The 26,655-nt window shown below is 73.6% G+C and carries 28 protein-coding genes and 1 pseudogene; 16 read left to right on the forward strand and 13 right to left on the reverse strand.

The genetic code is table 11. The features are described from left to right. Window positions 1-161: 161 nt before the first annotated feature. From ABZ945_RS03670 to sigE, 4 genes are all read right to left on the reverse strand, one after another. Entirely contained in the window at window positions 162-608 is a 447-nt protein-coding gene (locus tag ABZ945_RS03670; protein WP_361263265.1) for a sec-independent translocase, read from the reverse strand. Between the two features lie 142 nt (window positions 609-750). Further along, the gene (locus ABZ945_RS03675) at window positions 751-2,604 is read right to left on the reverse strand and encodes a trypsin-like peptidase domain-containing protein (protein WP_361263268.1); all 1,854 of its coding nucleotides are present in this window, start codon (window positions 2,602-2,604) and stop codon (window positions 751-753) included. A gap of 118 nt (window positions 2,605-2,722) precedes the next feature. Then, window positions 2,723-3,649, reverse strand: coding sequence for a zf-HC2 domain-containing protein (locus ABZ945_RS03680; RefSeq protein WP_361263271.1), 927 nt, complete (start codon window positions 3,647-3,649; stop codon window positions 2,723-2,725). After that, on the reverse strand, window positions 3,646-4,413 hold the full coding sequence (gene sigE, locus ABZ945_RS03685; RefSeq protein ID WP_361263274.1) for an RNA polymerase sigma factor SigE: 768 nt from the start codon (window positions 4,411-4,413) through the stop codon (window positions 3,646-3,648). The genes ABZ945_RS03680 and sigE overlap by 4 nt, the downstream gene beginning before the upstream one ends. A 315-nt stretch (window positions 4,414-4,728) precedes the next feature. Here sigE and ABZ945_RS03690 point away from each other — a divergent pair, with 315 nt between their 5' ends. Beyond that, entirely contained in the window at window positions 4,729-5,364 is a 636-nt protein-coding gene (locus ABZ945_RS03690; RefSeq protein ID WP_248635722.1) for an O-methyltransferase, read from the forward strand. 168 nt (window positions 5,365-5,532) lie between these two features. Here ABZ945_RS03690 and ABZ945_RS03695 read toward each other — a convergent pair whose 3' ends face one another. Then, on the reverse strand, window positions 5,533-5,700 hold the full coding sequence (locus tag ABZ945_RS03695) for a DUF3117 domain-containing protein (RefSeq protein WP_181160481.1): 168 nt from the start codon (window positions 5,698-5,700) through the stop codon (window positions 5,533-5,535). Window positions 5,701-6,028: 328 nt separating this feature from the next. Here ABZ945_RS03695 and ABZ945_RS03700 point away from each other — a divergent pair, with 328 nt between their 5' ends. Then, window positions 6,029-6,817, forward strand: coding sequence for an enoyl-CoA hydratase-related protein (locus ABZ945_RS03700; RefSeq protein WP_361263278.1), 789 nt, complete (start codon window positions 6,029-6,031; stop codon window positions 6,815-6,817). Window positions 6,818-7,497: 680 nt separating this feature from the next. Here ABZ945_RS03700 and ABZ945_RS03705 read toward each other — a convergent pair. Beyond that, window positions 7,498-8,088, reverse strand: coding sequence for a DNA-3-methyladenine glycosylase I (locus ABZ945_RS03705; protein WP_361263282.1), 591 nt, complete (start codon window positions 8,086-8,088; stop codon window positions 7,498-7,500). Beyond that, window positions 8,085-8,477 carry a DivIVA domain-containing protein gene (locus ABZ945_RS03710; RefSeq protein ID WP_361263285.1) on the reverse strand — a complete coding sequence of 131 codons (393 nt, stop codon included), beginning with the start codon at window positions 8,475-8,477 and terminating at the stop codon, window positions 8,085-8,087. Before ABZ945_RS03710 ends, ABZ945_RS03705 begins: the two co-directional genes overlap by 4 nt. Window positions 8,478-8,602: 125 nt before the next feature. Between ABZ945_RS03710 and folP the strand changes: the two genes are divergently transcribed. Then, the gene (folP, locus tag ABZ945_RS03715) at window positions 8,603-9,463 is read left to right on the forward strand and encodes a dihydropteroate synthase (protein ID WP_361263287.1); all 861 of its coding nucleotides are present in this window, start codon (window positions 8,603-8,605) and stop codon (window positions 9,461-9,463) included. 16 nt (window positions 9,464-9,479) lie between these two features. Here the strand turns inward: folP and ABZ945_RS03720 are convergent, their stop codons facing one another. Then, window positions 9,480-10,253: a TIGR00730 family Rossman fold protein gene (locus ABZ945_RS03720; RefSeq protein WP_361263290.1), complete on the reverse strand. Its 774-nt coding sequence runs from the start codon at window positions 10,251-10,253 to the stop codon at window positions 9,480-9,482. A gap of 159 nt (window positions 10,254-10,412) precedes the next feature. Beyond that, entirely contained in the window at window positions 10,413-11,513 is a 1,101-nt protein-coding gene (gene dapE, locus ABZ945_RS03725; protein ID WP_361263293.1) for a succinyl-diaminopimelate desuccinylase, read from the reverse strand. Between the two features lie 39 nt (window positions 11,514-11,552). Here dapE and ABZ945_RS03730 point away from each other — a divergent pair, with 39 nt between their 5' ends. Together ABZ945_RS03730 and ABZ945_RS03735 are read left to right on the forward strand one after the other, a co-directional pair. Next, a complete protein-coding gene (locus ABZ945_RS03730; RefSeq protein ID WP_361263296.1) occupies window positions 11,553-12,482 on the forward strand; it encodes a hypothetical protein in 930 nt (309 codons plus the stop codon). A gap of 39 nt (window positions 12,483-12,521) precedes the next feature. Then, window positions 12,522-13,262 (forward strand): NUDIX hydrolase, encoded by a 741-nt coding sequence (locus tag ABZ945_RS03735; protein ID WP_361263299.1) that lies wholly within the window; start codon window positions 12,522-12,524, stop codon window positions 13,260-13,262. Between the two features lie 15 nt (window positions 13,263-13,277). Here ABZ945_RS03735 and ABZ945_RS03740 read toward each other — a convergent pair whose 3' ends face one another. After that, on the reverse strand, window positions 13,278-14,651 hold the full coding sequence (locus ABZ945_RS03740) for a hypothetical protein (RefSeq protein WP_361263302.1): 1,374 nt from the start codon (window positions 14,649-14,651) through the stop codon (window positions 13,278-13,280). Between the two features lie 185 nt (window positions 14,652-14,836). Between ABZ945_RS03740 and ABZ945_RS03745 the strand changes: the two genes are divergently transcribed. The 9 genes and pseudogenes from ABZ945_RS03745 (at window position 14,837) to ABZ945_RS03785 (ending at window position 22,153) form a co-directional block, all read left to right on the forward strand. Next, a complete protein-coding gene (locus tag ABZ945_RS03745) occupies window positions 14,837-15,628 on the forward strand; it encodes a fumarylacetoacetate hydrolase family protein (RefSeq protein WP_361263305.1) in 792 nt (263 codons plus the stop codon). Window positions 15,629-15,709: 81 nt separating this feature from the next. Then, window positions 15,710-16,573 (forward strand): acetaldehyde dehydrogenase (acetylating), encoded by an 864-nt coding sequence (locus ABZ945_RS03750; protein WP_361263308.1) that lies wholly within the window; start codon window positions 15,710-15,712, stop codon window positions 16,571-16,573. 17 nt (window positions 16,574-16,590) lie between these two features. Then, window positions 16,591-17,616 (forward strand): annotated as a pseudogene (gene dmpG / locus ABZ945_RS03755) (4-hydroxy-2-oxovalerate aldolase). Continuing rightward, window positions 17,613-18,608, forward strand: coding sequence for a beta-ketoacyl-ACP synthase III (locus ABZ945_RS03760; protein ID WP_361263310.1), 996 nt, complete (start codon window positions 17,613-17,615; stop codon window positions 18,606-18,608). The pseudogene dmpG and the gene ABZ945_RS03760 overlap by 4 nt, the downstream one beginning before the upstream one ends. Next, window positions 18,598-18,825 (forward strand): acyl carrier protein, encoded by a 228-nt coding sequence (locus ABZ945_RS03765; RefSeq protein WP_361263313.1) that lies wholly within the window; start codon window positions 18,598-18,600, stop codon window positions 18,823-18,825. Before ABZ945_RS03760 ends, ABZ945_RS03765 begins: the two co-directional genes overlap by 11 nt. Window positions 18,826-18,833: 8 nt before the next feature. Continuing rightward, the gene (locus ABZ945_RS03770; RefSeq protein WP_361263316.1) at window positions 18,834-19,679 is read left to right on the forward strand and encodes a CoA ester lyase; all 846 of its coding nucleotides are present in this window, start codon (window positions 18,834-18,836) and stop codon (window positions 19,677-19,679) included. After that, window positions 19,676-20,206 (forward strand): MaoC family dehydratase, encoded by a 531-nt coding sequence (locus ABZ945_RS03775; protein ID WP_361263319.1) that lies wholly within the window; start codon window positions 19,676-19,678, stop codon window positions 20,204-20,206. The genes ABZ945_RS03770 and ABZ945_RS03775 overlap by 4 nt, the downstream gene beginning before the upstream one ends. A 10-nt stretch (window positions 20,207-20,216) precedes the next feature. After that, window positions 20,217-21,386, forward strand: coding sequence for a GNAT family N-acetyltransferase (locus ABZ945_RS03780; RefSeq protein WP_361263322.1), 1,170 nt, complete (start codon window positions 20,217-20,219; stop codon window positions 21,384-21,386). A gap of 335 nt (window positions 21,387-21,721) precedes the next feature. Next, window positions 21,722-22,153 (forward strand): ATP-binding protein, encoded by a 432-nt coding sequence (locus ABZ945_RS03785; protein ID WP_361263325.1) that lies wholly within the window; start codon window positions 21,722-21,724, stop codon window positions 22,151-22,153. Window positions 22,154-22,264: 111 nt separating this feature from the next. On the opposite strand, the gene dapC is transcribed toward ABZ945_RS03785, so the two are convergent. Both dapC and fdxA read right to left on the reverse strand, forming a co-directional pair. Next, on the reverse strand, window positions 22,265-23,371 hold the full coding sequence (gene dapC / locus ABZ945_RS03790; RefSeq protein WP_361263328.1) for a succinyldiaminopimelate transaminase: 1,107 nt from the start codon (window positions 23,369-23,371) through the stop codon (window positions 22,265-22,267). A gap of 153 nt (window positions 23,372-23,524) precedes the next feature. Beyond that, the gene (gene fdxA / locus ABZ945_RS03795) at window positions 23,525-23,845 is read right to left on the reverse strand and encodes a ferredoxin (protein ID WP_105869511.1); all 321 of its coding nucleotides are present in this window, start codon (window positions 23,843-23,845) and stop codon (window positions 23,525-23,527) included. 114 nt (window positions 23,846-23,959) lie between these two features. On the opposite strand from fdxA, the gene ABZ945_RS03800 reads away from it, so the two are divergent. Both ABZ945_RS03800 and ABZ945_RS03805 read left to right on the forward strand, forming a co-directional pair. Beyond that, the gene (locus tag ABZ945_RS03800) at window positions 23,960-24,979 is read left to right on the forward strand and encodes a GNAT family N-acetyltransferase (RefSeq protein WP_361263332.1); all 1,020 of its coding nucleotides are present in this window, start codon (window positions 23,960-23,962) and stop codon (window positions 24,977-24,979) included. Window positions 24,980-24,984: 5 nt separating this feature from the next. Then, window positions 24,985-25,809: a transglutaminase-like domain-containing protein gene (locus ABZ945_RS03805; RefSeq protein ID WP_361263335.1), complete on the forward strand. Its 825-nt coding sequence runs from the start codon at window positions 24,985-24,987 to the stop codon at window positions 25,807-25,809. 48 nt (window positions 25,810-25,857) lie between these two features. Here the strand turns inward: ABZ945_RS03805 and ABZ945_RS03810 are convergent, their stop codons facing one another. Continuing rightward, window positions 25,858-26,601 (reverse strand): PepSY domain-containing protein, encoded by a 744-nt coding sequence (locus tag ABZ945_RS03810; RefSeq protein ID WP_361263338.1) that lies wholly within the window; start codon window positions 26,599-26,601, stop codon window positions 25,858-25,860. Window positions 26,602-26,655 lie beyond the last annotated feature (54 nt).

Genomic DNA, 26,655 nt, shown 5'->3' on the forward strand with positions numbered 1-26,655 from the left:
TCCACGCGGGCGTTGTACGGGCGCCTGGGCCCGGAGCCGCGGGCGCGCCGAAGGCCGCGGGCGCCGAGAGCCGTGGGCAGGCGCCGAAGGCTGCCACCCTCGGCGCCCCGACGGCCGTAGGGCGCCCCGGGACGGGCCCGGGATGGCATCGGGGCCCGGCCTCAGGTGGCGTCGGCGTCGAAGGGGGGGCGGTCGCCGGGGGCGGGGGGGGCGGTGCGCTTGCGCAGGTCGGGGGCGCCGGCGCTGCCGTTGACCGCCGCCGGGACGGAGACGTCCGCCTCCCGGCCGTTCACCGCGTCGGCGACCTCGCCGATCTCCTTGCGCAGGTCGAAGCTGCCGCGGAGCTCCTTGAGCTCCTTCAGGTCGTCGTTCTCGGCGAGCTGCTTGCGGATGAACGCCTTGGGGTTGAGGTCCTCGAACTCGAAGTCCTTGAACTCGGGCCCCAGCTCGGTGCGAATGTCCTGCTTGGCGTTCTCGGAGAAGTCCCGGATCTTCCGGACGAAGCCGGAGATGTCCTGGATCAGCTTCGGCAGCTTGTCCGGGCCGAAGATGAGCACGGCAAGGATCACGAGCACCACCAGCTCAAGTGCGCCTATGTCGTTGAACACCTTGCCGCTCCTCCACAGGGTCCGCCCGGTCCGGTCCGGGGCACGCCGGGCCGTTCCACGGTACCTGGCCGCCCCGCCGGGGCGGTACCGCCCGTCCCCGGACCGGGCGGGCGGACCGGGGACGGGCGGGGCGGCGGCGCGTTCAGTCCCCGGCGGAGCCCAGGGTCAGGGTCCTGGTCTCCTCCTTGCCGCCCCGCTCCAGGGTGAGCCGGAGGCGGTCGCCGGGGCGGTGGGCGCGGATCTTGACGATCAGCTCCTCGCCGCTGTGCACCCGCTCCCCGTCCACCTGGGTGATGACATCGCCCGAGCGGATGCCGGCCTTGGCGGCGGGGCCGTCCGGGACCACGGACGGGGCGCCGTCCTGGCCCTTGGTGCCGACCTTCGCGCCGTCGCCGGTGTACTTCATGTCGAGGCTGACCCCGATGACCGGGTGGGTCGCCTTGCCGGTGTTGATCAGCTCCTCGGCGACCCGCTTGCCCTGGTTGATCGGGATCGCGAAGCCCAGCCCTATCGACCCGGCCCGGCCGCCCTCCGAGCCGGAGCCGCCGTCGGCGGCCCGGATGGCGCTGTTGATGCCGATGACCCGGGCCCGGTCGTCGACCAGCGGGCCGCCGGAGTTGCCGGGGTTGATCGGCGCGTCGGTCTGGAGGGCGTCGACATAGCTGATGTCGCTGCCGTCCCCCTCCTCGCCGCCCGCGGTGATCGGCCGCCCCTTGGCGCTGATGATCCCGGAGGTCACGGTGTTCTGGAGGTCGAAGGGGGCGCCGATCGCCACCACCGGGTCGCCGACCCGGACACTGTCGCTGTTGCCCAGCGGCAGCGGCTTCAGCCCGGAGACGCCCTTGACCTTGATCACGGCCAGGTCGTAGCCCGCGTCCTTGCCGACCAGTTCGGCGGCGGCCGTCTCGCCCCCGCTGAAGGTGACCGCGATCTCCCCGGAGCTGCCCGAGGGGTCCACCACATGGTGGTTGGTGAGGATGTGGCCGCGCTTGTCGAGCACGAAGCCGGTGCCGGTGCCCTGCTCGCCGCCGCCGCTGACATGGATGGTGACCACGCTGGGCAGCGCGCTGGCCGCGATCCCGGCGACGCTGCCGGGGGCCCGGCCGGTGTCCTCGCGGGCGGCCTGCGGCAGTTCCACGGTGGTCAGCCCGCCGTTGCGCTCGATATAGGCGCCGACTCCGCCGCCGACCACCCCGGCGAGCGCGGCGAACACCAGCGCGCCGGCCACTCCGAGCAGCCGCCGCCGGCGCCGGGGGGCCCTTCCCGGACCGGGATCACCGGTGTGGGTGAACGGCTGCCGCGGCGGCGGTACGGGCGCGGCCCCCGGAGCGTTCCACGGGTCGTACTGAAGCCACTGGGACGGGGGCGGGGACGGTGACAGGGACGGTCCGACTCCGGGCCCCGGTACGGGCTGCGCGGGCCCGGTCGCAGGCCCCGGCCCGCCCGGGGGTACGGGCCCCGGCGCGGGCTGCGCCGATCCGGCGGCCGAGTGCGAGGGCGGGGCCTGACCGGCTCCGGGCCCCGGTACGGCAGGGGGCGGCGGCCCGGTCGGCGGCTGGAGCGGTTGGGGCGCGGGCCCCGGGTGCCCGGCGGCCGCCGACGCGCTCGGGGCATGCCCGGGCGGCGGGGCCGGGGCGGGGACGGGGCTGCCGTGCGCCGGGGTCGGCGCCGGGCGCTGTACGGGGGGTGCGGGCGCCCAGGGGCCAGGCTCCCCGTAGGGCGGGGTGCGGTACTCATCCGGCTCGTGCAGCGGCTGCGGGCGCTCCCCCGGAGCAGCGGGCAACGGGGCGGCGGGCACCGGGGCGGCCACCGCAGTCCCGGCGACCGCCGACGCCTCATCCGCCGGGGCCTCATCCACGGCGGCGAGGCGCGGCGGCGGGTCCACCGGAAGGGGGGCCGTGTCGGAGGGAGCCGCCGGCGGGGGCGTGGGAGGCCGTGGGGGCGCGGGGCGGCTCCACCACGCCGGTGTGCTTCCCGTGGGCTTCCCGTCGTCCATGCTCTCCCCGCTGCCTGCCCTCACCCGAACGCACCACTGGGCGCGCTGCCCTGGATTCAACCAGGTTCCGCGCGCCCGGTGGAGGACGACCGGTGCGGGGCGACCGGTTCCGGACCGGTCAGCGCCGGCCGGTGGACGGCCGGGAACCGGTGGACGCGTCCTGTGCGGCGGAGCGGGCCGAGCCCGGCCCGGAGACCGCGGCCAGATAGGGCCCCTGCCCGGCGGGCCGCACCAGCGGCGGGGCCACCGGGGCGTTGAGCACCCCGGTCCCGGCGCCCGGGTGGGTCGCGTTAAGGAACGGCGGCGCGCCGGAGCGCAGCGGGGCCGCGGGCTGCTGGACCGCCCTGGCCGGGACGCCCGTCGGCGGCCCGGGCCGCTCGGCGGGGGCGGGGCCGGAGCCGCGGCGCCGGCCGGGGTCGCCGCCCTGCTGCTGGCCGGGCGAGCGCACCGGGGTGACGTTGCTTCCGGTGCCCTCGCCGCGTACGTCGACCGGGGCGGCCGCGGGCAGGGCGCCGCCCAGGGCGATGGCCGCGAAGGACACCGCGCTGGCGGCGGTCAGCGCGAACCGCCGGCCGCGCCACGGGGAGCGCTCCGCCTCGCGGCGGGCCACCTCGTGGATCTCGTGGATGGGGAAGCCCTGACCGCGTCCGCCGGGGAGGGCGGAGGCGGCCGCGTACTCCAGCGGGCCGGGTCTCATTCCGTACCCTCCGCCGTCGGCCCGGTCGGTGGCGAAAGGGCTTCGTCGCCGGCCGAGGGGCCCCGGCGGTCCGCCGAAGGGGCCCGGGGGTCCGCCGTCGTCTCCTGGAGCACCCCCGGGCAACCCCTGGAGGCGTGCGAGCAGCCCCGCGGAGGGCGGCGGGGGCGCGGCCTGGGCGAAGACGCTCTTCACCCGGCGCTGGGCGTCGGCCTCGGCCTTGCAGCGGGCGCAGGTCGCGAGGTGGGCGAGGCACCGCTCACGGGTGTCATGGCCGAGCTCGCCGTCGACGAGGGCGGCGAGACGGTCCCCGAGGTGGTCTTCCGCCGGGGTGGGTCCTGTGCCGCTCACGCCGTACCGACCTCCCCCGTCAGGGCGGCGAAGGCCCGCTGCTCGGCCCGGGCCTCGGGCGAACGGTGCTGGAGGGCCTTGCGCAGATGGGAGCGGCCGCGGTGGATGCGGCTGCGGACGGTGCCGAGCTTCACCCCGAGGGTGGCGGCGATCTCCTCGTACGACAGCCCCTCGATGTCGCACAGCACCACGGCGGCGCGGAACTCCGGCGCGAGGGTGTCCAGCGCCTGCTGGACGTCGGCGTCGAAGTGGGTGTCCTGGAAGATCTGCTGGGCGTCCGGCTCCTTGCTGGGCAGCCGCTCCGCCGCGTCGTCGCCGAGCGAGTCGAAGCGGATGCGCTGCCTGCGGCGCACCATGTCCAGGAAGAGGTTGGTGGTGATGCGGTGCAGCCAGCCCTCGAAGGTGCCGGGCGTGTAGCTGGACAGCGAGCGGAAGACGCGGACGAAGACCTCCTGGGTGATGTCCTCGGCGTCGTGCTGGTTGCCGCTCAGCCGGTAGGCGAGGCGGTAGACGCGGCCGCTGTGGGTACTGACGATCTCCTCCCAGGTCGGAGGAGCCCACGCCTGCGATTCCGCGTCCGATGCGAAGGTCGCGGTGGTGGGCGCGGAGTCGGCGGGCTTGGAACGGTCAGCGGTGTCGGTCACGGATTTCGGCTCACCCGCCGACCCTAGGAGGCGTCGCAGCCGCGACACGCCCCGGTGTCCCGCAGGAACAGCCGCACCTCCCCTGTCGGCTCTGGTGGTGTCCAGTGGAGCCCCTACCATAGCCACCCCGTCCGTTAGCTCCGGATAAGAATCTTTACGTGCATTTGGGACGGGCTTCGCGGTGCGGTGCCGGGCCTGCCGTCGCCGTGCCGGACCGGTGCCGGATCAGACTGTCCGCCGGGCCGGTGACGGCCCGTTTCCGTCCCGATCCCCGGCCCTGTCCCCGGTCCGATCCCCGGTCCGTTCTCCGTCCCGGCCCCCGTCCCGTTTTCCACCCTGTCTCCCACCCTCTTCCAACGCGTACTCCCATCTGCGGGTTCCCGGCGCCGAACGGATACAGTCACCGTTGCCGAACTACGGGGACGGGAGAGGGTCATTACCGCCAACCGGCAGACGAGCTGGGCGTTCGCCGACGCCTTTGTCGCCGAGGACGAAGCACTGCGCTGGGCCCGGGACCGGGCCCGCGAGGCAGGGCTGCCCTCGGTGTCCCCGGGCACCGGCGCCGCGCTGCGGATGCTGGCGGCGACGGCGGACGCCAAGGCGGTGGCCGAGATCGGCACCGGGACGGGGGTGTCCGGGATCTATCTGCTGCTCGGGATGCGCCCCGACGGGGTGCTGACCACCGTGGACCCGGAGCCGGAGCGGCAGCAGTTCGCCCGGCAGGCGTTCCGGGCGGCCGGATTCGCGGGCAACCGGGCGCGGTTCATCCCAGGCCGGGCGCTGGATGTGCTGCCGCGGCTCGCGGACGGCGGATACGACCTGGTGTTCTGCGACGGCGACCGCACGGAGAGCCTGGACTATCTCGCTGAATCGTTGCGCCTGCTCCGCCCCGGCGGACTGGTCTGCTTCGAGGGCGTCTTCGCGGACGGCCGCACGGTGGACTCGGCGGCCCAGCCGCCGGAGGTGCTGCGGCTGCGGGAGCTGCTGCGGGCGGTCCGGGAGAGCCCGGAGCTGCTGTCCTCCCTGCTCCCGGTCGGCGACGGCCTCCTCTGCGCGGTGCGCCGCCCCTGAGGCCCCCGGGGAACCTGGGGAAACCCGAGGAAACCCGGGAAACCTGGGGAAACCCCGGGAAACACGACCGCCCCGGCGCGGTGTGTACCGTGCCGGGGCGGACCCACAGAAGTGGCGCTTCGAGAACCGTGGAGGGCTGCGGCGCTGCGGTGCCGCGGGCTTCGGCGCTTAGACGACGACGTTGTTCAGTGCGTCGCCGAGGGCGCGAGCCTCGTCCGGGGTCAGCTCGACGACAAGCCGACCGCCGCCTTCGAGCGGAACGCGCATGACGATGCCCCGCCCCTCCTTGGTCACCTCGAGCGGGCCGTCGCCCGTCCGCGGCTTCATGGCCGCCATGCTCGTTCCCCTTCCTGAAACCAGCTCATCGTCAGCCGACGGCCCTCTGGCATGGGCACACCTCACCGGCATCGAACACATTGCTACCCGCTCATTATCCCGCATGGCCGCACCCGATGACCAACATCGGGCGGCATCGCTTGGGCAACGCGCTTTCGCAAAAGCGCATAATTCGGCGATCCGCCTGCGATACTGCGCCCCCGCCGCGGCTCGACCCGAGCGCCCTCCTTTGACGCAGGTCACACCCCGGGCCGCGTTCCGGGGCCCGATGATCTCCGCCATGCTGGGCGGGACAACGCCGTCACCGAGCGAGGGGACCTGAGGATCCATGGCCGACACCGTGCTGTACGAGGTGACCGACGGACTGGCGACGATCACGCTGAACCGGCCCGAGGCCATGAACGCGCTGAGCATCGAGGCCAAGGAGGCGCTGCGGGAGGCCCTGCGGGCGGCGGGCGGGGACGAGGCGGTGCGCGCGGTGCTGCTGACCGCGACGGGCCGGGCGTTCTGCGTCGGCCAGGACCTCAAGGAGCACATGGGGCTGCTCGCCGAGAACCCGGACTCCGTGATGACCACGGTGGCCGAGCACTACAACCCGATCGTGCGGGCCATCGCGGGCATGCCGAAGCCGGTGGTGGCCGGGGTGAACGGGGTGGCCGCGGGCGCCGGGTTCGGCTTCGCGCTGGCCGCGGACTACCGGGTGGTGGCCGACACCGCCTCCTTCACCACCGCGTTCGCCGGGGTGGCGCTCACCGCGGACTCCGGCGTGTCCTGGACGCTGCCCCGGGTGGTGGGCCCCGGCCGCGCCGCCGAGCTGCTGTTCTTCCCGCGGTCGATCCCGGCGCAGGAGGCGTACGAGCTGGGCATCGCCAACAAGGTGGTGCCGGCCGCCGAACTGGCCGAGCAGTCCCTCGCGGTGGCCCGCACCCTGGCCGCCGGGCCGACCCTCGCCTACGCCGCGATCAAGGAGTCCCTGGCCTACGGCGCCGGGCACGGCCTGGACGAGGCCCTGGACAAGGAGGGCGAGCTCCAGATGCGCGCGGGCGCCTCCGAGGACCACGCCATCGCGGTCCGCGCCTTCGTCGCCAAGGAGAAGCCGGTCTACCTGGGCCACTGAGGGGGCGGCTGCGCCGCCGGGGGCCGGGGTGGCCGCCGGAGAATGGACCCGGGCCACAGCCAGGCGCACCGCCCACCGGGCGCGGCCACCGCGCCCCGCAGGACCGTGCGGGCGGCGCGAACCGATCGGCCGCCCCCCCCAGGAGGCGGCCCCGGGCCGCCGGGCACCGGGCGGTACGCCGTGCAGGGCCCGGGCCGGGGTGGCCGCCGGGGGTGGCGGGGCCGTAGCCGGGCGCGGCGCGCCCCAGGCCGTACGCCCGTCCCGACCGCCGCGCCCTCCAGGACGCGCGGACGGTGCACCCGGTGCCGAGAAGGCGGCAGGGCCGGAGCCGGGCGGTGCACCCGTCGGGGCCCGCGCCCCGGCCCGTACCGCTGCCCTTGGCGGTCCCGCCCTGCCCTCCCGGCCACCGCGCCCCGCAGGACCGTGCGGGCGGCGCGAACCGGTTGGACGGCGCCCCACGGGAGACGGCCCCGCCCCTCCCGGGCGCCGCGCCCCGGCCCGTACCGCCGACTCGGGCTCCGTACCTGCCGGGCCCTGGCCCGTATCGCCGCCCTTGGCGGCCGCGCCCTCCCAGACGCCGCGCCTCAACCCGTACCGCCACCTCAGACGCCGCGCTCCAGCCCGTACGGCTGTCCCCGCCGTCGCCCCCTCCCGGGCACCGTCCGGCTGCGGCGGGCCCGTCAGACGGTCGCGCCGCCTCGGGCGGCGCAGTCGGCCAGGTGGTCGTCGACCAGTCCGCAGGCCTGCATCAGGGCGTAGGCGGTGGTGGGGCCGACGAAGCGGACTCCGCGGCGTTTCAACTCCTTGGCCAGGGCGGTGGACTCGGGGGTGACCGCGGGCACGTCGGCGAGGGTGCGCGGGGCGGGGCGGGTGGCCGGGTCGGGGGCGTGGGACCAGATCAGTTCGTCCAGCTCGCCGGGGGCCCAGTCGGCCAGCCGCCGGGCGTTGTCCAGGCAGGCGTCGATCTTGGCGCGGTTGCGGATGATCCCGGGGTCGGCAAGGAGCCGTTCCCGGTCGGTGTCGGTGAAGGCGGCGACCTCGGGGATGCGGAAGCCGGCGAAGGCGCGGCGGAAGCCGTCGCGGCGGCGCAGGATGGTGATCCAGGACAGCCCGGACTGGAACGCCTCCAGCGACAGCCGCTCGTAGAGGGCGTCGTCGCCGTGGACGGGACGGCCCCACTCCTCGTCGTGGTAGGCGGTGTAGTCCTCGCTGGAGATCCCCCAGGGGCAGCGCGGGCGGCCGTCCGGGCCGGGTACGGCGCCGCCGGTCACCGGTCGTCCTCCCGGTCGTCCCCGGCCTCGGCGGGCCGGGCGAGGGGCTTGTCGAACATGCCGGGGGCGCCGGGCCGGTCGGCGGCGGCGGTGGCCTGCGCCCCGGCGAGGGCGGCCTCCAGCTGGGCGATGCGGGCGTCCCGTTCGGCCAGTTCGGCGCCGAGGCGGCCGAGGACGTCGTCCACGTCGGCCATCCGGTAGCCCCGGGCCGTCACCGGCAGCCGCAGCGCCTCGATGTCCGCCCGGGTCGCCGGGCGGGTCGGCGGCAGCGGGTCGGTCAGCTGCTCGGGCGCCGCCTCCGGCAGCACCTCGCTCTCGCCGCCGCCGACGACCGCGAGGGTGACCGCGGCGATGACCACGACCATCGCGATCAGCAAGAACCAGAACACAGGCGTGCCTTCCCCGGGGAGCGGAACTCGTCTCAGCCCTGATCGTGCCATGAGGCGCCGACGGCTAGGGTTCCAGGCGACAGCGGGAGCGGCGACAGAGCCGGGATCAGCGAGGACGGAGCGGCATGCTGCGCTTGGGACGGCGGGAGTTCGACACCCGCGAACCGGTGGTGATGGCCATCGTGAACCGGACCCCGGACTCCTTCTACGACCAGGGCGCCACCTTCGCCGACGAGCCGGCGCTCGCCCGGGTCGAGCAGGCGGTGGCCGAGGGCGCGGCGATCGTGGACATCGGCGGGGTGAAGGCCGGGCCGGGTGAGGAGGTCTCCGCCGAGGAGGAGGCGCGCCGCACGGTGGGCTTCGTCGCCGAGGTGCGCCGCCGCCACCCGGACGTGGTGATCAGCGTGGACACCTGGCGCCATGAGGTGGGCGAGGCGGTCTGCGAGGCGGGCGCCGATGTGCTCAACGACGCCTGGGGCGGGGTGGATCCCAAGCTGGCGGAGGTGGCGGCCCGTTACGGGGCGGGGCTGGTGTGCACCCATGCCGGCGGCGCCGATCCGCGGACCCGGCCGCACCGGGTGGCGTACGAGGATGTGATGGCCGATGTGCTCCGGGTGACCCTCGGTTTGGCCGAGCGGGCCGTGGCGCTGGGCGTGCGGCGGGACGGCATCATGATCGACCCCGGCCATGACTTCGGGAAGAACACCCGGCACAGCCTGGAGGCGACCCGCCGGCTCGGCGAGATGACGGAGACCGGCTGGCCGGTGCTGGTCTCGCTCTCCAACAAGGACTTCGTGGGCGAGACGCTGGACCGCCCGGTCAAGGAGCGGGTGGTGGGCACCCTGGCCACCACGGCCGTCTCGGCCTGGCTGGGCGCCCAGGTGTACCGGGTGCACGAGGTGGCGGAGACCCGCCAGGTGCTGGACATGGTGGCCTCGATCGCCGGCCACCGTCCCCCGGCGGTCGCCCGCCGGGGGCTGGCCTGACGGCCGGCGCACTCACTTACGGCGTGTTGGGGCCGGTCTCCTTGGTGACCAGGGCGACCGCCTCGTCCACGTCGTCGGTGACATGGAACAGCAGCAGATCCCGCTCGGAGGCCTTGCCCTGGGCGACCACGGTGTTCTTCAGCCAGTCGACCAGGCCCGACCAGTAGGCGGTGCCGAACAGCACGATCGGGAACCGGGTGACCTTGCGGGTCTGCACCAGGGTGAGCGCCTCGAACAGCTCGTCCAGGGTGCCCAGGCCCCCCGGCAGGACGACGAAGCCCTGCGCGTACTTCACGAACATCGTCTTCCGTACGAAGAAGTAGCGGAAGTTGACGCCGATGTCGACATGCGGGTTGAGCCCCTGCTCGAAGGGGAGCTCGATGCCGAGCCCGACCGAGACGCCCTTGCCCTCCCGGGCGCCCCGGTTGGCGGCCTCCATGGCGCCCGGCCCGCCGCCGGTGATCACCGCGAACCCGGCGTCCACCAGGGCGCGGCCGATGCGGATGCCCGCGTCGTACTCCGGACTGTCCTGCGGGGTGCGGGCGGAGCCGAAGACGCTGATGGCGCTCGGCAGTTCGGCGAGGGCGCCGAAGCCCTCCACGAACTCCGACTGGATACGCATCACCCGCCACGGGTCGGTGTGCACCCATTCGCTGTCGCCGCCGTCGGTGTCCAGCAGCCGCTGGTCCGTGGTGCCGGGCTGCATCTGCTCACGCCGGCGCACCACCGGTCCCAGTCGCTGCTCGGCGAGCGCCCGCAGTCCTTCCGCCTCGGCCTCGGGGTTCCCCATGACCTGACTCCCTCCGCTGACCTTCGTTCTCCGCTCAGAGTAGGCCGCGGAAGATGGAGATTCGGGAAATTACGAAGGTCAGGGAGTCGGGGAGCGGGCGGAGGGCCGGGGACACCGGCCCCCGGGATGCCGGGGGCCGGACGGCGGCCGCCCCCGGGGTCAGGCGGTGAGCCAGTCGTACAGCCGCCGCTCGCAGTGGGTGATCCGCTCCACCGCCACCCGCTCGTCCCGCTTGTGGGCGAGCAGCGGTTCGCCGGGGCCGTAGTTGACCGCGGGGACGCCCAGCGCGCTGAACCGGGAGACGTCGGTCCAGCCGAACTTGGGCTTGGCGGCGCCGCCCACCGCGGCCATGAAGGCGGCCGCCGCGGGGTGGGAGAGGCCGGGCAGGGCGCCGCCGGTGTGGTCGTCCACGATGATCTCCGCGACCTCGCAGTCCGCGAACACCTCGCGGACGTGCGCCTCCGCCTCCGCCATGGAGCGGTCCGGCGCGTAGCGGTAGTTGACGGTGACCACGCACTCGTCGGGGATGACATTGGTGGCCACCCCGCCCTCGATGCCCACCGCGTTCAGCCCCTCGTGGTACTCCAGCCCGTCGATCACCGGCCGGCGCGGCTGGTACGCGGCGAGCTTCGCCAGGATCGGGGCGGCGGCGTGCACCGCGTTGGAGCCCATCCAGGAGCGCGCGGAGTGCGCCCGCTCACCGGTCAGCCGCAGCTTGACCCGCAGGGTGCCCTGGCAACCGCCCTCCACCTCCCCGTTGGACGGCTCCAGCAGGATGGCGAAGTCCCCGGCCAGCCAGTCGGGGTGGGCCTCGGCCACATGCCCGAGGCCGTTGAGGTGGGCGGCGACCTCCTCGTTGTCGTAGAAGACGAAGGTGAGGTCGCGGTTGGGGGCGGGCACGGTGGCGGCGATCCGCAGCTGCACGGCCACCCCGGACTTCATGTCGGAGGTGCCGCAGCCCCACAGCACACCCTCCTCGTCCAACCGGGAGGGCACATTGTCCGCGATGGGCACGGTGTCGATGTGCCCGGCGAGCACCACCCGCTCCGACCGGCCGAGGTCGGTGCGGGCCACCACGTTGTTGCCGTGCCGGTCCACCCTCAGGTGCGGAAGGGCGCGCAGGGCCTCCTCGATGGCGTCGGCGAGCGGCTTCTCGGTGCCGCTGACCGACGGGAAGTCGACCAGGGCGGCGGTCAGCGCCGGGCCGTCCAGGGACAGGTCGAGGGCCGTGGGAACGTGGTCAGGCTGGGTCTCGGACATGGCGCCGAGCCTATCCGCCGCCTCCAGTACGGTGGCCTGGTGTCCGAGCCCCACCCCCATCCCCGCCGCCGTCCGCTCCGTCTGGCCGCCGCGTTCGCCGTGCTGCTGGCGCTGATCGGCTACGTCCTGGCGCAGTACCTGACCGGCGCCAAGGGCAGCCCCTCCTGCGAGGTGGCCGACGGCGGAACCCGCTACCGGTTCGACCCCGAACAGGCCTCCAACGCGGCGGTGATAGCGGCGGTCGGCACCACCCGGGGCATGCCGGAGCGGGCGGTGACCATCGCCCTGGCCACCGCGCTCCAGGAGTCGGGGCTGCGCAACATCGACTACGGGGACCGGGACTCGCTCGGGCTGTTCCAGCAGCGGCCCTCGCAGGGCTGGGGCACCGAGCGGCAGATCATGGACCCGGTGTACGCCTCCGGGGAGTTCTACGAGCACCTGGACGAGGTCCCGGGGTACTCGCGGATGCCGCTGACCGTGGCCGCGCAGCGGGTGCAGCGCAGCGGCTTCCCCCAGGCGTACGCCAAGCACGAGCCGGACGCCGCCCTGCTCGCCGCCGCCCTGACCGGCCGCACCCCGGCCTCGCTGACCTGCGACCGGGGCGCCGAGGCGGTCCCGGCCGGCGACCCGGCGAAGGTACGGGCCGAGCTGCGCCGGGCGTTCGGCCCCTCCGTACTGCCCAAGGCCACCACCGGCACGGTGCTCTCCGTCCCGGCCGCCCCGGCGGCGGGCGGCGCCTCCGGCGCCCCGGACCCCGAGCAGCCGACCGCCCCGGGCAGCCGCCGCGGCTGGGAGCTGGCCCACTGGGCGGTGGCCCGGGCGCACACCCTGGGCATCGCTGAGGTCTCCTACGCGGGCCGCCTCTGGACCGCCGAACGCTCCTCCGAAGGCTGGCGCACCGCCCCGGCCCGCCCCGGCACGGACGGCACCACCGACACGGTCCGCATCACGGCGGCGACGGCGCGGTAGGCGACGTGCCATGGGCTGAGGCGCCTCTACGATGAGCGGGTGACCGACCCCTCGCCCGCCATGGGCGTCGATCTCTTCGAGGCCGAGCGGCTTCTGCTGGCCGAGGCCGTGAAGCCGCCGCTGACGCCTCAGGACGCGGCGGCCCGGGACCGGGTATGGGAGACGGCGGTCCGGGCCAACCCGAGCCTCTTCGACGGACCGGTGGTGGCCTGTGGAGGGTTGCGGTGGGCGGGGCCTCGCGCCTTGCGCCTGTCCTGGGTTCGTGTGACGTACCGGCACTACGCCCTGCGCCGGGTCCCGGGCGCGAGCGCGCTGTCCTCGCTGTTCGTGAACGTCGTCCAGCCGACCCCTGACGGCCGTGTCGTGGCAGCGAGGATGTCACCGTCGACGGCCGCCCCGGGCCGCTGGCAACTGCCGGGAGGATCCGTCGAGCCCCCACAGGCGGGCAGGGCCCTGGACGAGTCGGCACTGGCCGGGCAGGCCGCCAGGGAGCTGGCGGAGGAGTTGGGGATCGTCGCGGCCGCGACGGATCTGAGGCTGTGGGGGGTCACCCGCGGCGAGAACGGCAGCGTCGGCCTGACCTATCTCGCCCCGGCCCTCCCCGAGGCGGCACTGCGGGCCGGCTTCACCACCGCCGGGGAAGCCGACCGCGTTCAGGGGCGGGCTCCCGAACTCGACAACGTGGCCCTGGTCCGCTCACCGGACGAGCTGGCCGGCCTGGCCGGTCCGCACGCGGACTATCTGGCCCCCCTCGTCCGTCGTCACTTCGAGCGCGCCTGAGAGCCCCGACCGTGCTCAGGCCCCGGTGAGGAGGTCGCGTCCCCGTTCATCGAGCTCGGCCACGCACCGCAGGCCGCGGGCCCGGAAGCGTGCGAGGTCGCCGCGCATACGGGAGACGGCCTTGCGGGTACGGACGGAACGTACGCCGCCCATATGGTCGATGGCCCGGTGCCAGGTGTCGCAGGCCTGCTCGATGCGGCCGCCCTTGAGGTGCATCTCGGCACCCGCGACCAGATCCAACGCGACGATCCGCGCATAGGTGCCGGCCGGACGGGCCGCTGCGGCCAGCGTGTAGTACGCAGCGGCGGCACGGTGATCTCCGAAAGTCTCGTGGACCTTGGCGGTGCGGGAGTGCACCGAGGCAGCAGGCGGCCCCCAGGCCAGCGCCCAGAACGGCACCTCGTCGCCAGGAGCACCGGTCAGCAGGGTGCGCGCGTGCTCGGCCTCGGCGAGAGCCGCGCGACTCCTACCGCTCTTGGCCAGGGTGTGGGCGTGGACGACACGGAAGAGAGCTTCGGTCTGCGCGTCCACATGCCCCTTGGCCCTGTTCAGTCCGGTCTCGGCCAAGCCCAGGCAGTGCTCGGGACGGTGGAGCTTGAGGCCCTGCATGGCCATGGTCCGCATCACGAAGCCGTCATGCCCCCGCAGCCCGGACTCGGCGGCAAGCGCGTAGGACTGCAGGTAGTAGCGCTGGGCGAGGCCCTGCTGCCCGGCGTCGTAGGACTTCCAGCCCAGCAGGTGGACGCCACGACTGGCGGCGGAGAGCATCTGCCGCCGGGCCTCGTCGGTACGGAACCGGGCCCGGCACAGCGGGGCGACGTCATCACGGAGGTAGGCGACAAGGGCGCTGCGACCGTGCTGTCCGCCATGGCGTTCATCGATCTCGGAGAAGGCGCTGATCATGTCGCGGACGGCGGCGACTTCGGCCATGCCGACGGTGTGCCCGGTGCGGGCGGCGGCGGTGCGGGCGGCGATGTCCCGGACATCGGTCAGGGGCAGGGCCGCGGCAGCCACGGAGTAGGCGGAGGCGGTCAGGAGGCGGCGGCGGTCCAACTCGTACCTCCACATCGGCATCAGGACGTCCAGGGGGTCGCTTTCAAGGGACAGGCCGATGGTGTCATCCTCCGTCCCCGCCAGAGCGGGCAGACCGAGGTCCGCGGAGGTCAGGAGGCGGCCCAGGCGCCGGGACAGCGCGACCGCGAGAAACGTGGAGGTGTCCCCGCGAGGAACGGAACCCGAGATCCAGTGCTCCACGTTGGACTTGTTCGTCCGTAAGCGTGCACCGCATTCGACGGTCACCGCGCACACTGCCTTGGCCAGCGCCTCGTAGGTGAGGCCGGACTCGGCCACCAGAGCGCTGAGCTGGAGGTTCGGCGTGCGCGTGGTCATGAGCACCTGCCTGCGTATACGGGATATACCGCTTGACCTGCCCGCCACCGTACCGCCGTGAGCGGTCCGCCGGTTGACTCAACGTCAGGCCCGGCCGCGGCGGCCGGGCGGGCGACATCTCACTGCTGCTCCCGCGCCACATCTGTGAACGGCATATGCGGACCCGTGTTCCGAGAGGGATCTCCATGGACGACCTGGATGACCGCTGGATCGCCACGACAGCGTCGGCTCTGCTGGCGGCGGAGGACGACCGCCTCCCGATCGACGCGCTGAGCATCCGGTGGCCGAGCCTGTCGCTGGAGAGCGCCTACCGGGTGCAGGCCGCGTCCATCCGGCGGCGCATCGCAGACGGCGCTCGCGTCGTCGGCCACAAGGCCGGCGTCACTTCGAAGGCCATGCAGGAGCAGATGGGCGTCGACGAGCCGGACTCGGGCGTGCTACTGGACGACATGATGCTGCCCACCGGCAGCACTCTGGCCCGGTCCGCACTGATGCAGCCGCGGGTGGAGGCGGAGGTCGCCTTCCGGCTCGGAAGCGACCTGGCGGGCCCGAACGTCGGCGTGGACGAGGCTCGGGCAGCGGCGGTGGAGGTGTTCCTGGCCCTGGAAGTGATCGACACGCGGTTCACCGACTGGCGCATCACGGTGGCGGACAGCATCGCCGACAACGCGTCCTGTGCTCGGGCCGTCACCGGACCTCCGGTTCCCCTGAACGAGGACATGGACCTGGCCGAGGAGCCGCTGGTCGTCAGCGTCAACGGCGCCGCCGTCGCCACCGGGGAGGGCCGTGCCGTCCTCGGTGATCCACTGCGTGCCCTGGTGTGGCTCGCGGAACGGCTGCATCTCCTCGGCGACGGGCTGCGGGCCGGGCAGTTGGTCTTGGCCGGGGCCGTGCACGCCAGCCTTCCCCTGGAACACCGGACCACGATATGCGCGCGTTCTCTTCATCTGCCGCCGGTCGAACTGCACGTCCGGTGACCAGCGGACCCCGGCTCTCCCACGTCACCGCACCTCCTGGGCACCGCGTCTGCCCCCTCCCAGCAACCGAAGGAGCGGCCGATGGCTGCTGACACACGACGCCGCGTCGCCGTACTCGGCGCGGGCCTGATCGGGATCGATCTCGTCGACAGAATCCACCGCTCCGCAAACCTGGACCTGGTCCTGGTGGCGGGCCGCGGCCGGAACAGCCTGGGCCTTCACCGGGTGGCGGAACTGGGCTACCGGACGGCTGCCGGTGGAATCGGTTCCGTGGTGGAGGCCGGGCCCTTCGACGTGGTCTTCGACGCCACCAGCGCTGACAGCCACGCCGAGCACTGGGCGGCCCTGCGTCCCACCGGCGCCACCCTGATCGACCTGACTCCCACGGACCTGGGCACCGTTGTCGTCCCGGGCGTCAGCCCGCACTACCCGGTCGCCTGCCGGCACCTGAACCTCGTCAGCTGCGGCGGGCAGGCAGCCATCCCAGTCCTGCACGCCGTGTCGCGCCACTGCACCCCCACCTATGTCGAGGTGGTCTCCACCGGAGCCGCTGCCAGCGCGGGCCGGGCCACCCGCCAAAACCTGGACCAGTACATCGCCACCACCTCCGCCGCGATCCGCACCTTCACCGGCACCCGGGACGTGAAGGTGATGGTCAATCTGAGCCCCGCCCGGCCCGCTCCACCCTTCCGGGTGGCCATCACCGTCCTCGCCGACGGATTCAGCCCCGCCCACATCCGTACGGGCATCGCGGCCATCGCCGACACCGTGCGCGGCTACGCGCCCGGCTTCGAGGTGACCTCGCTCGCCATGGGCTCCGGCCGCATCTCGGTCGCCGTGCAGGTGGCCACCTCCGGCCGTCGCCTGCCCCACCACGCCGGAAGCGTCGACATCATCAACGCCGCCGCCGTCCTGCTCGCCGAGCAGTCGGCCGCGACCCTCTGAAGGAAGGGATTCCGCCTGTGGACACCACCGCGCACGAGCGGCCCCGGGTGCTCCTCCACGACCCGACACTGCGCGACGGCCAGCACGCGGTCGGCCACCAGCTCGACGCCGCCCAGCTCCGCGCCTACGCCATCGCCGCGAACGCCGCCGGCGTGCCGGTGGTGGAGGTCGGCCATGGCAACGGGCTGGGGGCTTCCAGCCTCCAGATCGGTCGCGCAGCTCTCGACGACGCCACGATGCTCACCACCGTCCGCGAGACCCTCACCTCGTCGCGGATGGGTGTCTTCATGGCGCCCGGCTGGGGCACCGCGAAGGATGTCGCCGCCGCCGTCCGCCACGGGGCCGACATCGTACGGATCGCAGCGCACTGCACCGAGGCCGACGTCACCGAGCGCCACCTCGACGTGGTCCGCGAACTCGGTGCCGAAGCTCAGGGCGTTCTGCTCATGAGCCACCTGGCCGAGCCCCGCAAGCTCGCCTAACAGTGTGCCCTGATGGTGCGGTTCGGCGCACAGGCCGTCGGCATCATGGACTCCGCCGGCTACTACCTCCCGGCGGACGTCACCGAGCGTGTGGCCGCCATCGCCTCCGCCGTCGACGTGCCGTTGATCTTCCACGGACACAACAACCTGGGCCTGGCCGTGGCGAACAGCCTCGCCGCCGTGGACGCCGGGGCGTCCGTCATCGACGCGACGGCCCGCGGGTTCGGCGCCGGTGCCGGCAACACCCAGCTCGAAGTCCTCGTGGCGGTCCTCGACCGCCGGGGCGTCAACACCGGGATCGGTCTGCGAGAGGTACTGGCCGCCGCCGACATCGCCGCCGCGCGCGTGATGAAGGCCCCGCCGTCCATCGACTCGACCGCTGTGGCCAGCGGCCTGGCCGGGGTGTTCTCCGGTTTCAAGCGGCCCGTTCTGGAAGCCGCCCGCGCCGAAGGCGTCGATCCGATCGACCTGTTCCTCGCCCTCGGCGAGGAACAGGTCGTCGCCGGGCAGGAGGACCTGATCATCGATGTCGCCCGCCGACTCAAGGTGACCACCGGATGACCGCCGAAGCGGTGGTGGTCTGCGGAGTCGGCGCCGCGCTGCCTTCGCGCTCTGTCTCGAACACCGAGCTGACCACACGGCTGGACACCACGGACCAGTGGATTCGCTCGCGGACCGGAATCGTCCAGCGGTACGTGGCCGGATCGGAACTGTCCACGAGCGACCTCGCGGTGCGTGCGGCCCGCCAGGCGCTCGCCTGCGGCGGAACGGAGAAGGCGGAGGTCCTGGTGGTGGCGACGACCACCCCGGACCGCTGCTGCCCGGCTGTCGCGCCCACCGTGGCGACACGGCTGGGACTGACCGGCATCCCCGCATACGACCTCGCGGCCGGTTGCACCGGCTTTCTGTACGCCCTCGCCACCGCGGCCGGTCTCATCGCCGGCGGCACCGCGCGCACCGCACTGGTCGTCGGCGCCGACCGCCTGGCCACCCTGCCGGATCCCGGGGACCGGGCGACCGTCCCCCTCTTCGGCGACGGTGCCGGGGCCGTAGTGCTTCGGGGCGGAAGCGCGAACGAGGCGGGGGCACTCGGTCCGGTGATCCTCGGCAGCGACGGCACCGGCGCGGACCTGATCCGGGCCTCCCGACCCAGTGCTCTGCGCATGGACGGAGCCGACGTCTTCCGGCACGCGGTCGACCGCATGTCCACCACCGCCCGCGAGGCCGCCGCCGCCGTCGGATGGAGCCTCGGGGACGTCGACCGCCTGGCCCCGCACCAAGCCAACAGCCGCATCATCTCCTTCGTCGCCCGCCGACTCGGCGTCCGCGAGGACCGTCGGCTCGGCAACGTGGCCGAGGTCGGCAACACCGGCGCCGCCTCCATCCCACTTCTCCTGGCCGACGCAGCAGCCCAAGGCCGCCTCCGATCCGGCCACCGCACCCTGCTGACCGCGTTCGGCGCCGGACTGACCTTCGGCGCTGTCGCCCTCACCTGGCCAACCCTGCCCGCTCACCCGCCCTTCGGGCGGAAAGGACCTGGACATGACCAGTGACCTCACCCGCATCCTGATCGACGACCTCAGACTGCCCGCCGAACGCCTCACCGACGACACCACCCTCGACGACGCCGGATTCGACTCACTCGCCCTCGTCGAACTGTCCGTCCTGCTCGGCGACCGCTACGGCATCGATGTCGACGACGACATCAGGGGCGCCGCCACCCTCGGCCGGCTCGACCTGCTCATCGCCGCCAAGCGCAGCGGAAGGTGAAGTCCCCCATGACCAGCACCAGCCGCCCGCCAGGCCGAGCCTGGATCATCACTCCCGGCCTGCACCAGCACCGCTTCGTCAGTGCGCAGAGGTCCGGCGCCGGGGTCGCCGTCGTCGACATCGAGGATTCCGTCGCCCTCCCCGACAAGCAGACCGCCCGTACCGCGTCGGAAGCCTTCTTCGCCCTCACTGATCCGCCGTGCACCCTCGGCATCCGCATCAACAGCCTCACGACGGTCGAGGGCCTCAAAGACCTCATTGCCCTGGCCGCCTACACCGCCCGAGCCGACCTCGTCGTGGTCCCCAAAGTGGAGTCCCCGCGTGATGTCGAACTCGCCGCCGCCGCGCTGGACGCCGACGGCTGCACCCCCGACATCTGGGCCCTGATCGAAAGTCCCCGGGCCTTCGAGACCCTCCCGGCGATCATGCACGCGCCCCGGCTCGGCGGCGTCGTCTTCGGCTCTGCCGACTACGCCGCCTCTGTCCGCTGCGGCCTGGACTGGGATGCCCTCCACTACGCCCGGTCGGCGCTCGTCAACGCCGCCACCGCCGCGAACATCCCCGCCATCGACGCCCCCACCTGGCAGCTGGACGACCTCGACGCCCTGCGCCGCGACGCCGAACGGGCCAAGAACCTCGGCTTTACCGGCAAGGGCTGCGTCCATCCCCGTCATGTGCAGGTGATCAACGAGGTCTTCGCCCCCACGTCCGAGGAGATCGCCCGGGCCCGCACCATCGTCACCGCCGCCGACGCCAGCGGCGGAGCGGTGACAGCCGTGGACGGGCAGATGTGCGGCACGCCCTTCTTCAAGGCCGCCCGCGCGATCATCGCCGACGCGGACCGTATGTCATGAACCCCGACCTGCCCCACGGTTACCGCCGGACAGGCGAGCTCCGCGTCCGGGAGAACGTCGGCCTGTCCTACGGAGAACTCGCCCCCGGCCTGACCATCGAGCACCGTCCCGGCCGCACCGTCACCGAACTCGACAACCTCCTCGGCGCCGCCCTGAGCGGGAATGTCGCCCCCATTCACACCGACGCCCATCACAGCAGCCAGACCCCATGGGGACGCATCCTGGTCTGCTCCGGTGTCACCCTCAACCTGGTGGCCGGCATGACCGTACGCAGCATCAGCGGCCTGACCATCGCCAACCTGGCCGTCGACCGAGTGCGATTCACCGCCCCCGTCCACCTCGGCGACACCCTGTACGCCCAGACGGAGATCCTCAGCCGCCGGTCCTCCCGGAGCCGTCCCAGCACCGGGGTCATCAGCTGCCACACCACCGCCCACAACCAGGACGACATCGGCGTCCTGACCTTCGTCCGCACCTTCCTCCTCCCTTTGGACGCCGACGCCGTCCGCGACGCCACCCGCTACTAGTTGGGGGATCATGAACCAGCAGCCGGCCTTCGTCCCGGCCGATGACGGCCTGTGGGAGCAGTACGACCAGCTCGCCACCCGCGCCTACGGGCATGCCATCGGCGACATCGCCCACTTACGCAAGCACGCCGACCTCCGGGTCGCCGTCCGCGAGGGGCGGGTCGTCGCCGGTGGCCTCGGCCTCCTCGTCGGGCAGTTCTTCGGCGGCGTCCCCGTCCCCAGTGCCTGCCTCGGCGATGGCTGCGTGGCCCCGGAGGAACGCGGCGACCACCTCGCCGCCGACCTGGTGAGGGAGCGACTGCGGCCTCTGATCGAACGCGGCGCCGTGATCTCCACCATCGTGACCTCGTCCACCGGCTATGCCCGCCGCCTCGGCTGGGAGGCTCCCATCAGTGTCTTCGCGTGGACCGTGGCCACCGACGACCTCAGGAACTCCTTCGCCGGCGATGGCTTCGAGGTGGAACACGGACTGACCGGTGACACAGAGACCCTCCAACGCCATCTCGCCAGTCGATGGAACGGCCCCGTCCACCGGCCTTCCTGGTGGACCCGGTGGAAGCACGACAAGAGCAACCTCACCGGCTACCGCTTCGCCCGCTCCGGCCAGCCTGCGGCCGGTCTCCTCAGTCTCACCACCCGACGACACGAGCGCCACGGCATGGGCTTGGTCGTCCATGACTTCTGGGCCGACAGCCGCGCCGCCGCCTCCGCCATGATGGCCTTTCTCGGCCGCCACAACACCCGCGCCCGCACCATCACCTTCCGTCGCGGTGCCCTTCCGCCCGACCCGACTCTCCTTCACGGGCTCCGCCATCACCGCACCACCGCCGACGCCTGGCACCCGTGGATGTTCCGCATCCTCGACATCCCCGAGGCCATCCGGCTGCGTGGGTGGCCCGCCGAGCTCACCACTGCCGTACCGATCGAGATCGAGGGCGAGACCGGCGGGCGGGGGCGGTGGCTTCTGTCGATCGAGGCGGGAGCAGCCGAGATCGTCCCGACCGGTGTCGAGGGACAGGTGACCTTGACACAGCGGCAGCTCGCGGTCTGGTACGCCGGCGGGTACCGGTCCACCACTTCGGCCCGCATGGACGGCGTCAACGCCGTATCGGAGCGGGCACTCGCCGCTCTTCTCCACAGCACCGCCCAGTACGAACCCTGGTTGCCCGACCACTTCTAGCAGCACTGTCGACAGCCGAACCCCCGGGCCGTACGCGAATCGAAACCGGACTCGGCCGTACGTCCCGGGGCTCACCCGTGCGGGGTCTGCCCGGGGTGGCGGTGCTCCTCGGCGGCCACTGCCCGTTCAAGGCCCAACTCCCCTGACCAGGACAGGGAGTGACGGTTCTGCGCGGCGGGCGGGCTTCTCTCCTTTGCCCGTTTTCGGGTGGTCCGATCATGCGACGCATTACCGACTCTTTACCTTCGCGGTCCGCAACCTCCCTGGGCCCCGCGGCGGTTGTCACAGCGTCCGATCGTCGGACAGGCACGAGAAGTCAACGACCAAGGAGCACCATGTCCCTCCCCCTGACCCGCCGGATCGCCCGTGCCGCGCTGCTGATCGCAGCCGGAGCGGCTCCCGTGGTCGGTGCGGCCGGCTCCGCGAGCGCCGTGGACCTGCCCCAGGCCACCGACCTCGGCGGGGTGTCCAGCCTGGACACCGCCTCGGTGTCCGACACGGTCGGCGGCGCCGCCGAGGGCGGCACCGGGATGGCCGGCGAGGCGGGTGGCAAGGCCGTGAAGCAGGCCGTCCCGGCCGCGGGCCAGACCGTCGCGAAGACCGCGGACACCACCACCCCGGCCGCCCAGGACGCCGCCGGCAACGCCGCGGGCAGCGCGGGTGAGATCGTCGGCGGGGCCGCGGGCGCCGCCCCGGTGGACGCGCTCGGCGGCGGGCTGCCGACCACCGACCAGCTGCCGGTGCGCACCCTGCCCGCGCTGGGCTGATACTCGGCCGCGTGTGCCGGAACCCATGTGGGGCGCGGGCGCACGCGGCCAGGGGAAGGGGCCGGGGAGCTTCACTGCTCCCCGGCCCCTTTCGCGTACATCGGGACGGGGTCAGCCCAGGCGCTTGACCGCGGCCTCGACCCGTTCGTCGGTGGCGGTGAACGCCACCCGGATGTGGCGGGCGCCGGCCTCGCCGTAGAAGTCGCCGGGGGCAACCAGGATGCCCAGGGCGGCCAGCTGGGCCACGGTGTCCCAGCACGGCTCGTCGCGGGTGGCCCAGAGGTAGAGGCTGGCCTCGCTGTGCTCGATGCGGAAGCCGTGGCTCTCCAGGGCGGCGCGCAGGGCGGCGCGGCGGGAGGCGTAGCGGGCGCGCTGCTCGGTGACGTGGGTGTCGTCGCCGAGGGCGGCGACGGTGGCGGCCTGCACCGGGGCGGGGGTGATCATGCCGCCGTGCTTGCGGATCTGGAGCAGCTCGCCCAGCACCGCCGGGTCGCCGAGGAGGAAGGCGGCGCGGTAGCCGGCCAGGTTGGAGCGCTTGGAGAGGGAGTGGACGGCCACGATCCCCTCGTAGGAGCCGCCGCAGACCTCCGGGTGGAGGACGGAGACCGGGTCGGCCTCCCAGCCCAGTTCGAGGTAGCACTCGTCGCTGACGAGGAGGATGTCGTGGGCGCGGGCCCAGGTGACGGCGCGGGTCAGCTCGTCCTGGGTGAGGACCCGGCCGGTGGGGTTGGAGGGGGAGTTCAGCCAGAGGAGCTTCAGGCCGGCCGGGTCGAGCTCGGTGGGGTCGTCGTAGACCACCGGCTCCGCACCGGCCAGCCGCGCGCCCACCTCGTAGGTCGGGTAGGCGAGGCGCGGGTAGGCGACCCTGTCGCCGGGGCCCAGGCCCAGCTGGGTGGGCAGCCAGGCGACCAGTTCCTTGGAGCCGACCACCGGCAGCACATGGTGGTGGGTGAGCCCGGTGGCGCCCAGGCGGCGTCCGCCCCAGCCGGTGAGCGCGTCCCTCAGCTCGACCGTGCCCCATACCGTCGGGTAGCCCGGGGAGTCGGCCGCGGCGGTCAGCGCACGCTGGATCAGGTCGGGGACCGGGTCGACGGGGGTGCCGACGGACAGGTCCACGATGCCGTCCGGGTGGGCCACGGCGGTCCGCTTGCAGGGCTCCAGCTTGTCCCAGGGGAAGACCGGCAGGCGGGCGGAGACGGGGGAGGGCACGGGGCTCATCACTTCCTGTACGGGGGACGGCGGGACGGGGCCCTGTACGGGGCGGGTACGGATCCGGGGCGGGTACGGCTTCCCGTACAGGTATGGGCGGATGCGCGCCGGTCCCGTACGGCGGGGTGCCGTACGGGACCGGGGAGAGCGCGCGGGCGCCGATCAGCCGTTCTGCGGCGGCAGCGCGGCGACGAAGGGGTGGTCGCGCTCGATCAGGCCGAGCTTGGAGGCACCACCGGGCGAGCCGAGCTCGTCGAAGAACTCGACGTTCGCCTTGTAGTAGTCCTTCCACTCGTCGGGCGTGTCGTCCTCGTAGAAGATGGCCTCGACCGGGCAGACCGGCTCACAGGCGCCGCAGTCGACACACTCGTCGGGGTGGATGTACAGGGAGCGGGAGCCCTCGTAGATGCAGTCGACGGGGCACTCCTCGATGCACGCCTTGTCCTTGACGTCGACACAAGGCTGCGCGATGACGTAGGTCACGCTGGTCGTTCCTCCTCGGTAGGGCTGGTTTGCGCGGGAGCGCGGCGTCGTCGATGCCCGCACCTAGTATCTCCGTTCTCGGCAACGATCCGAACACGAGGGGCTGGCAGAGCAGTGGAATTCACCGCAGGCGGACGGCTGGAGGTCCGAATCACCGCCTCTGACCTGGGGAAAAGGGTCTCCGTCCGCCGCCTGGAGCAGACCGGTGACGGCGCCGGGCGGTTCACCGACACGGTCGGCGTTCTCACATCCTGGGACGAGGGTGTGCTGGCGATCACCCGCCGCACCGGGGAGACCGTGCGGATCGCGGAATCCTCGCTGGTGGCGGGGAAGGTGGTGCCCCCGGCGCCGGCGCGCCGGCGGGGTCCGGCGGCGGGCTGGGAGGAGCTGACCCGGATCGGGGCGCGGGCCTGGCCGCCGGTGGAGAGCGCCCCGCTCGGCGAGTGGACCCTGCGGGCCTCCGGCGGTTTCACCCGGCGGGCCAACTCGGCGCTGGCGCTCGGCTCCCCGGGGGTGGAGTCGGACGAGGCGCTGGAGCGGGTGCGGGCCTGGTACGACGAGCGGGGCCTGCCCGCGTACGTCCAGCTGGCGACCGGGGCGGAGGGCGCCCAGGAGGCGCGCTGCCTGGATCTGGAGCGGCTCGGCTGGCGGCGGGAGGTGAGCGCCGAGGTGCGGATCGGGGCGCTGGCCCGGGTCGGGGACCTGGCGGCGCCGGGCGCGGAACGGGTGCGGGTGGAGCGGTCGTTCGGGGAGGATTGGCTCGCTCGCTATCAGCGGTCCCGTGCTCCCGGGCCGGAGGTGCGGCGGGTGCTGGGCGGGGGGCCGTCGGTGTGGTTCGCCACGGTGCCGGACGAGGAGGCGCCCGGCGGGGTGCCGGCGGCGATCGGGCGGTGTGTGGTGGACGGGCGGTGGGCCGGGTTCATGGCGGTGGAGGTCGCCCCGGAGCGGCGCCGCGAGGGGCTGGCCACCGCGGTGATGGCGGCGCTCGCCCGGCGGGCGCTGGACGAGGGGGCCTCGGCCGCCTGGCTCCAGGTGGAGACGGACAACGAGGGGGCGCACGCGCTCTACGCGGGTATGGGTTTCGCGGTGCACCACCACTACCACCATTTCCGGTCACCCGGATCGGGTACGTGAGAGCCATGCACACCAGCGAGTGGCGGACCAGGTTCGCCGAGGAGGCCCGCGCGGAGCGGCCGGATCTGGCCGCGCTCTGCCTGCTGGTCGGTGCCGAGGCCGATCCGGGGCTCGGGCAGGCCGGACTGGACGCCGCCGAGATCGAGCTCGACCGGCTGGCCGGAATGCTGCCCTACGGGTTGGCCACCCCGCAGGCCTGGGCGGCGGCGCTGGCGGAGCTGCTGGGTGGCCGGCTCGGCTTCCACGGCACCGACGCCGACTACCGGCGGCTGGAGTCCTCGCTGCTGCCCGAGGTGCTGGGGCGGCGCCGGGGGCTGCCGATCCTGCTGTCGGTGGTGTGGATGGAGGTGGCCCGGCGGGCGGGCGGCCCGGTGTACGGGGTGGGGCTGCCCGGGCACTTCGTGGTCGGGTTCGGCGCCCCGGAGGACCAGGTGCTGGCCGACCCGTACGCCGCGGGCCGACTGCTGACCGGGGCGGACGCCGAGCTGCTGGTGGCCGGGGCCACCGGGGACAAGCTGGACCCCTCGATGCTGGCGCCCGCGGACCCGTTGCAGATCGTGCTGCGGGTGCTCAACAACATCCGCACCTGGGCGGCGGGCCGCCCCGAGCGGACCGATGTGGCCCTGTGGGCGGTGGAGCTGTCCCTGCTGCTGCCCGCCCATCCGGCCCGGCTCCGCTTCGAGCGGGCGCAACTGCTGGTGCAGCGCGGGGACTTCCTGGGCGGTGCGGCGGAGATGGACGCCTACGCGGAGATCGTCGACGCGGTGGAGCCGGGCGCCGCCGAGTCGGTCCGCCGCACGGCCCGCGCGGCCCGGGCGCAGTTGAACTGAGCATGCCCCGGGGCCGCCGCCGGTCGGTGGCGGCCCCGGGGCAGGGGATCAGTCGGTGTCGACGTCCTCGCTGACGACCTTGCGGTCGGTGGCGGAGACGCCCACCGTGGTCTTGTCCCAGTTGCCGGTGTCGACGATGTCCACCTGCCAGACGTTGTCCTCCAGCTCGGCGGCGGTGACGGTGCCCTTGGCGCGGCTCTGGGCGGTCTGGACGGCCTGCTGCGGGGTGACGGTGGCGGCCTTGAGGGCGGCGGCCCACTCGCTCTTCTCGTCGGCGTCCTGGTCGGCCTCCGGCTCGGTGCGGAGCACCTTGCCGCTGACGGCGTCCACCCAGACATGGGTGGCGGTGCCGTCCGCGGTGGCGACGGTGTTGTCCCAGACCGGTGTCCGGGTGCCGGGGCTGCCGCTCGGGGACGGGCTGGCGGGGCTGGGACTGGCGGAGCCGCTGGCCTGGCCCGAGGGGCTGGCGCTGGCCTCGGAGCCGGGCGGCGCCCAGGTCAGCTCCATCGCGGCCAGCTTGCTCTGCGGGACCTCGCCCAGGGCCGTCTGGGCCGCCTTGTCCCAGGTGACCTTGGCGGCCGGGACGAGCTGCTCGCGCTCGGCCTGGTCGTCGGTGAGCTGCGGCGAGGCGGAGCCGGACGGGGAGGCGGAGCCGGTGGTGGTGCCGGTGGGCTGGGCGGGCGCGGCGGCGGTGACCCGCTCCTGCTCGGTGCCGCAGGCGGTGAACAGCAGGGCGGACGAGAGGGCGAGGCAGGCGGCGGCGAGGCCGCGCAGTCGGAAGGGTGCGCTCATGCCCCCACCCGTAACCCGGACGTCACCGCGCCATGACCGGCCGGCCCGACAACC

It is taken from the genome of Streptomyces sp. NPDC046887 (assembly GCF_040644755.1).
Lineage (GTDB): Bacteria > Actinomycetota > Actinomycetes > Streptomycetales > Streptomycetaceae > Streptomyces > Streptomyces lichenis.

Excerpts from the sequence above, each read along its gene's own strand:
- sigE (WP_361263274.1), bottom strand. The coding sequence starts at position 4,413 with ATGGTAGGGGCTCCACTGGACACCACCAGAGCCGACAGGGGAGGTGCG.
- ABZ945_RS03785 (WP_361263325.1), top strand. The coding sequence starts at position 21,722 with ATGTCCCTCCCCCTGACCCGCCGGATCGCCCGTGCCGCGCTGCTGATC.
- ABZ945_RS03775 (WP_361263319.1), top strand. The coding sequence starts at position 19,676 with ATGAACCCCGACCTGCCCCACGGTTACCGCCGGACAGGCGAGCTCCGC.
- dapC (WP_361263328.1), bottom strand. The coding sequence starts at position 23,371 with ATGAGCCCCGTGCCCTCCCCCGTCTCCGCCCGCCTGCCGGTCTTCCCC.
- ABZ945_RS03745 (WP_361263305.1), top strand. The coding sequence starts at position 14,837 with ATGGACGACCTGGATGACCGCTGGATCGCCACGACAGCGTCGGCTCTG.
- ABZ945_RS03760 (WP_361263310.1), top strand. The coding sequence starts at position 17,613 with ATGACCGCCGAAGCGGTGGTGGTCTGCGGAGTCGGCGCCGCGCTGCCT.
- ABZ945_RS03675 (WP_361263268.1), bottom strand. The coding sequence starts at position 2,604 with ATGGACGACGGGAAGCCCACGGGAAGCACACCGGCGTGGTGGAGCCGC.
- ABZ945_RS03780 (WP_361263322.1), top strand. The coding sequence starts at position 20,217 with ATGAACCAGCAGCCGGCCTTCGTCCCGGCCGATGACGGCCTGTGGGAG.
- dapE (WP_361263293.1), bottom strand. The coding sequence starts at position 11,513 with ATGTCCGAGACCCAGCCTGACCACGTTCCCACGGCCCTCGACCTGTCC.
- ABZ945_RS03765 (WP_361263313.1), top strand. The coding sequence starts at position 18,598 with ATGACCAGTGACCTCACCCGCATCCTGATCGACGACCTCAGACTGCCC.
- ABZ945_RS03695 (WP_181160481.1), bottom strand. The coding sequence starts at position 5,700 with ATGGCGGCCATGAAGCCGCGGACGGGCGACGGCCCGCTCGAGGTGACC.
- ABZ945_RS03805 (WP_361263335.1), top strand. The coding sequence starts at position 24,985 with ATGCACACCAGCGAGTGGCGGACCAGGTTCGCCGAGGAGGCCCGCGCG.
- ABZ945_RS03770 (WP_361263316.1), top strand. The coding sequence starts at position 18,834 with ATGACCAGCACCAGCCGCCCGCCAGGCCGAGCCTGGATCATCACTCCC.
- ABZ945_RS03700 (WP_361263278.1), top strand. The coding sequence starts at position 6,029 with ATGGCCGACACCGTGCTGTACGAGGTGACCGACGGACTGGCGACGATC.
- folP (WP_361263287.1), top strand. The coding sequence starts at position 8,603 with ATGCTGCGCTTGGGACGGCGGGAGTTCGACACCCGCGAACCGGTGGTG.
- ABZ945_RS03810 (WP_361263338.1), bottom strand. The coding sequence starts at position 26,601 with ATGAGCGCACCCTTCCGACTGCGCGGCCTCGCCGCCGCCTGCCTCGCC.
- ABZ945_RS03750 (WP_361263308.1), top strand. The coding sequence starts at position 15,710 with ATGGCTGCTGACACACGACGCCGCGTCGCCGTACTCGGCGCGGGCCTG.
- ABZ945_RS03720 (WP_361263290.1), bottom strand. The coding sequence starts at position 10,253 with ATGGGGAACCCCGAGGCCGAGGCGGAAGGACTGCGGGCGCTCGCCGAG.
- ABZ945_RS03740 (WP_361263302.1), bottom strand. The coding sequence starts at position 14,651 with ATGACCACGCGCACGCCGAACCTCCAGCTCAGCGCTCTGGTGGCCGAG.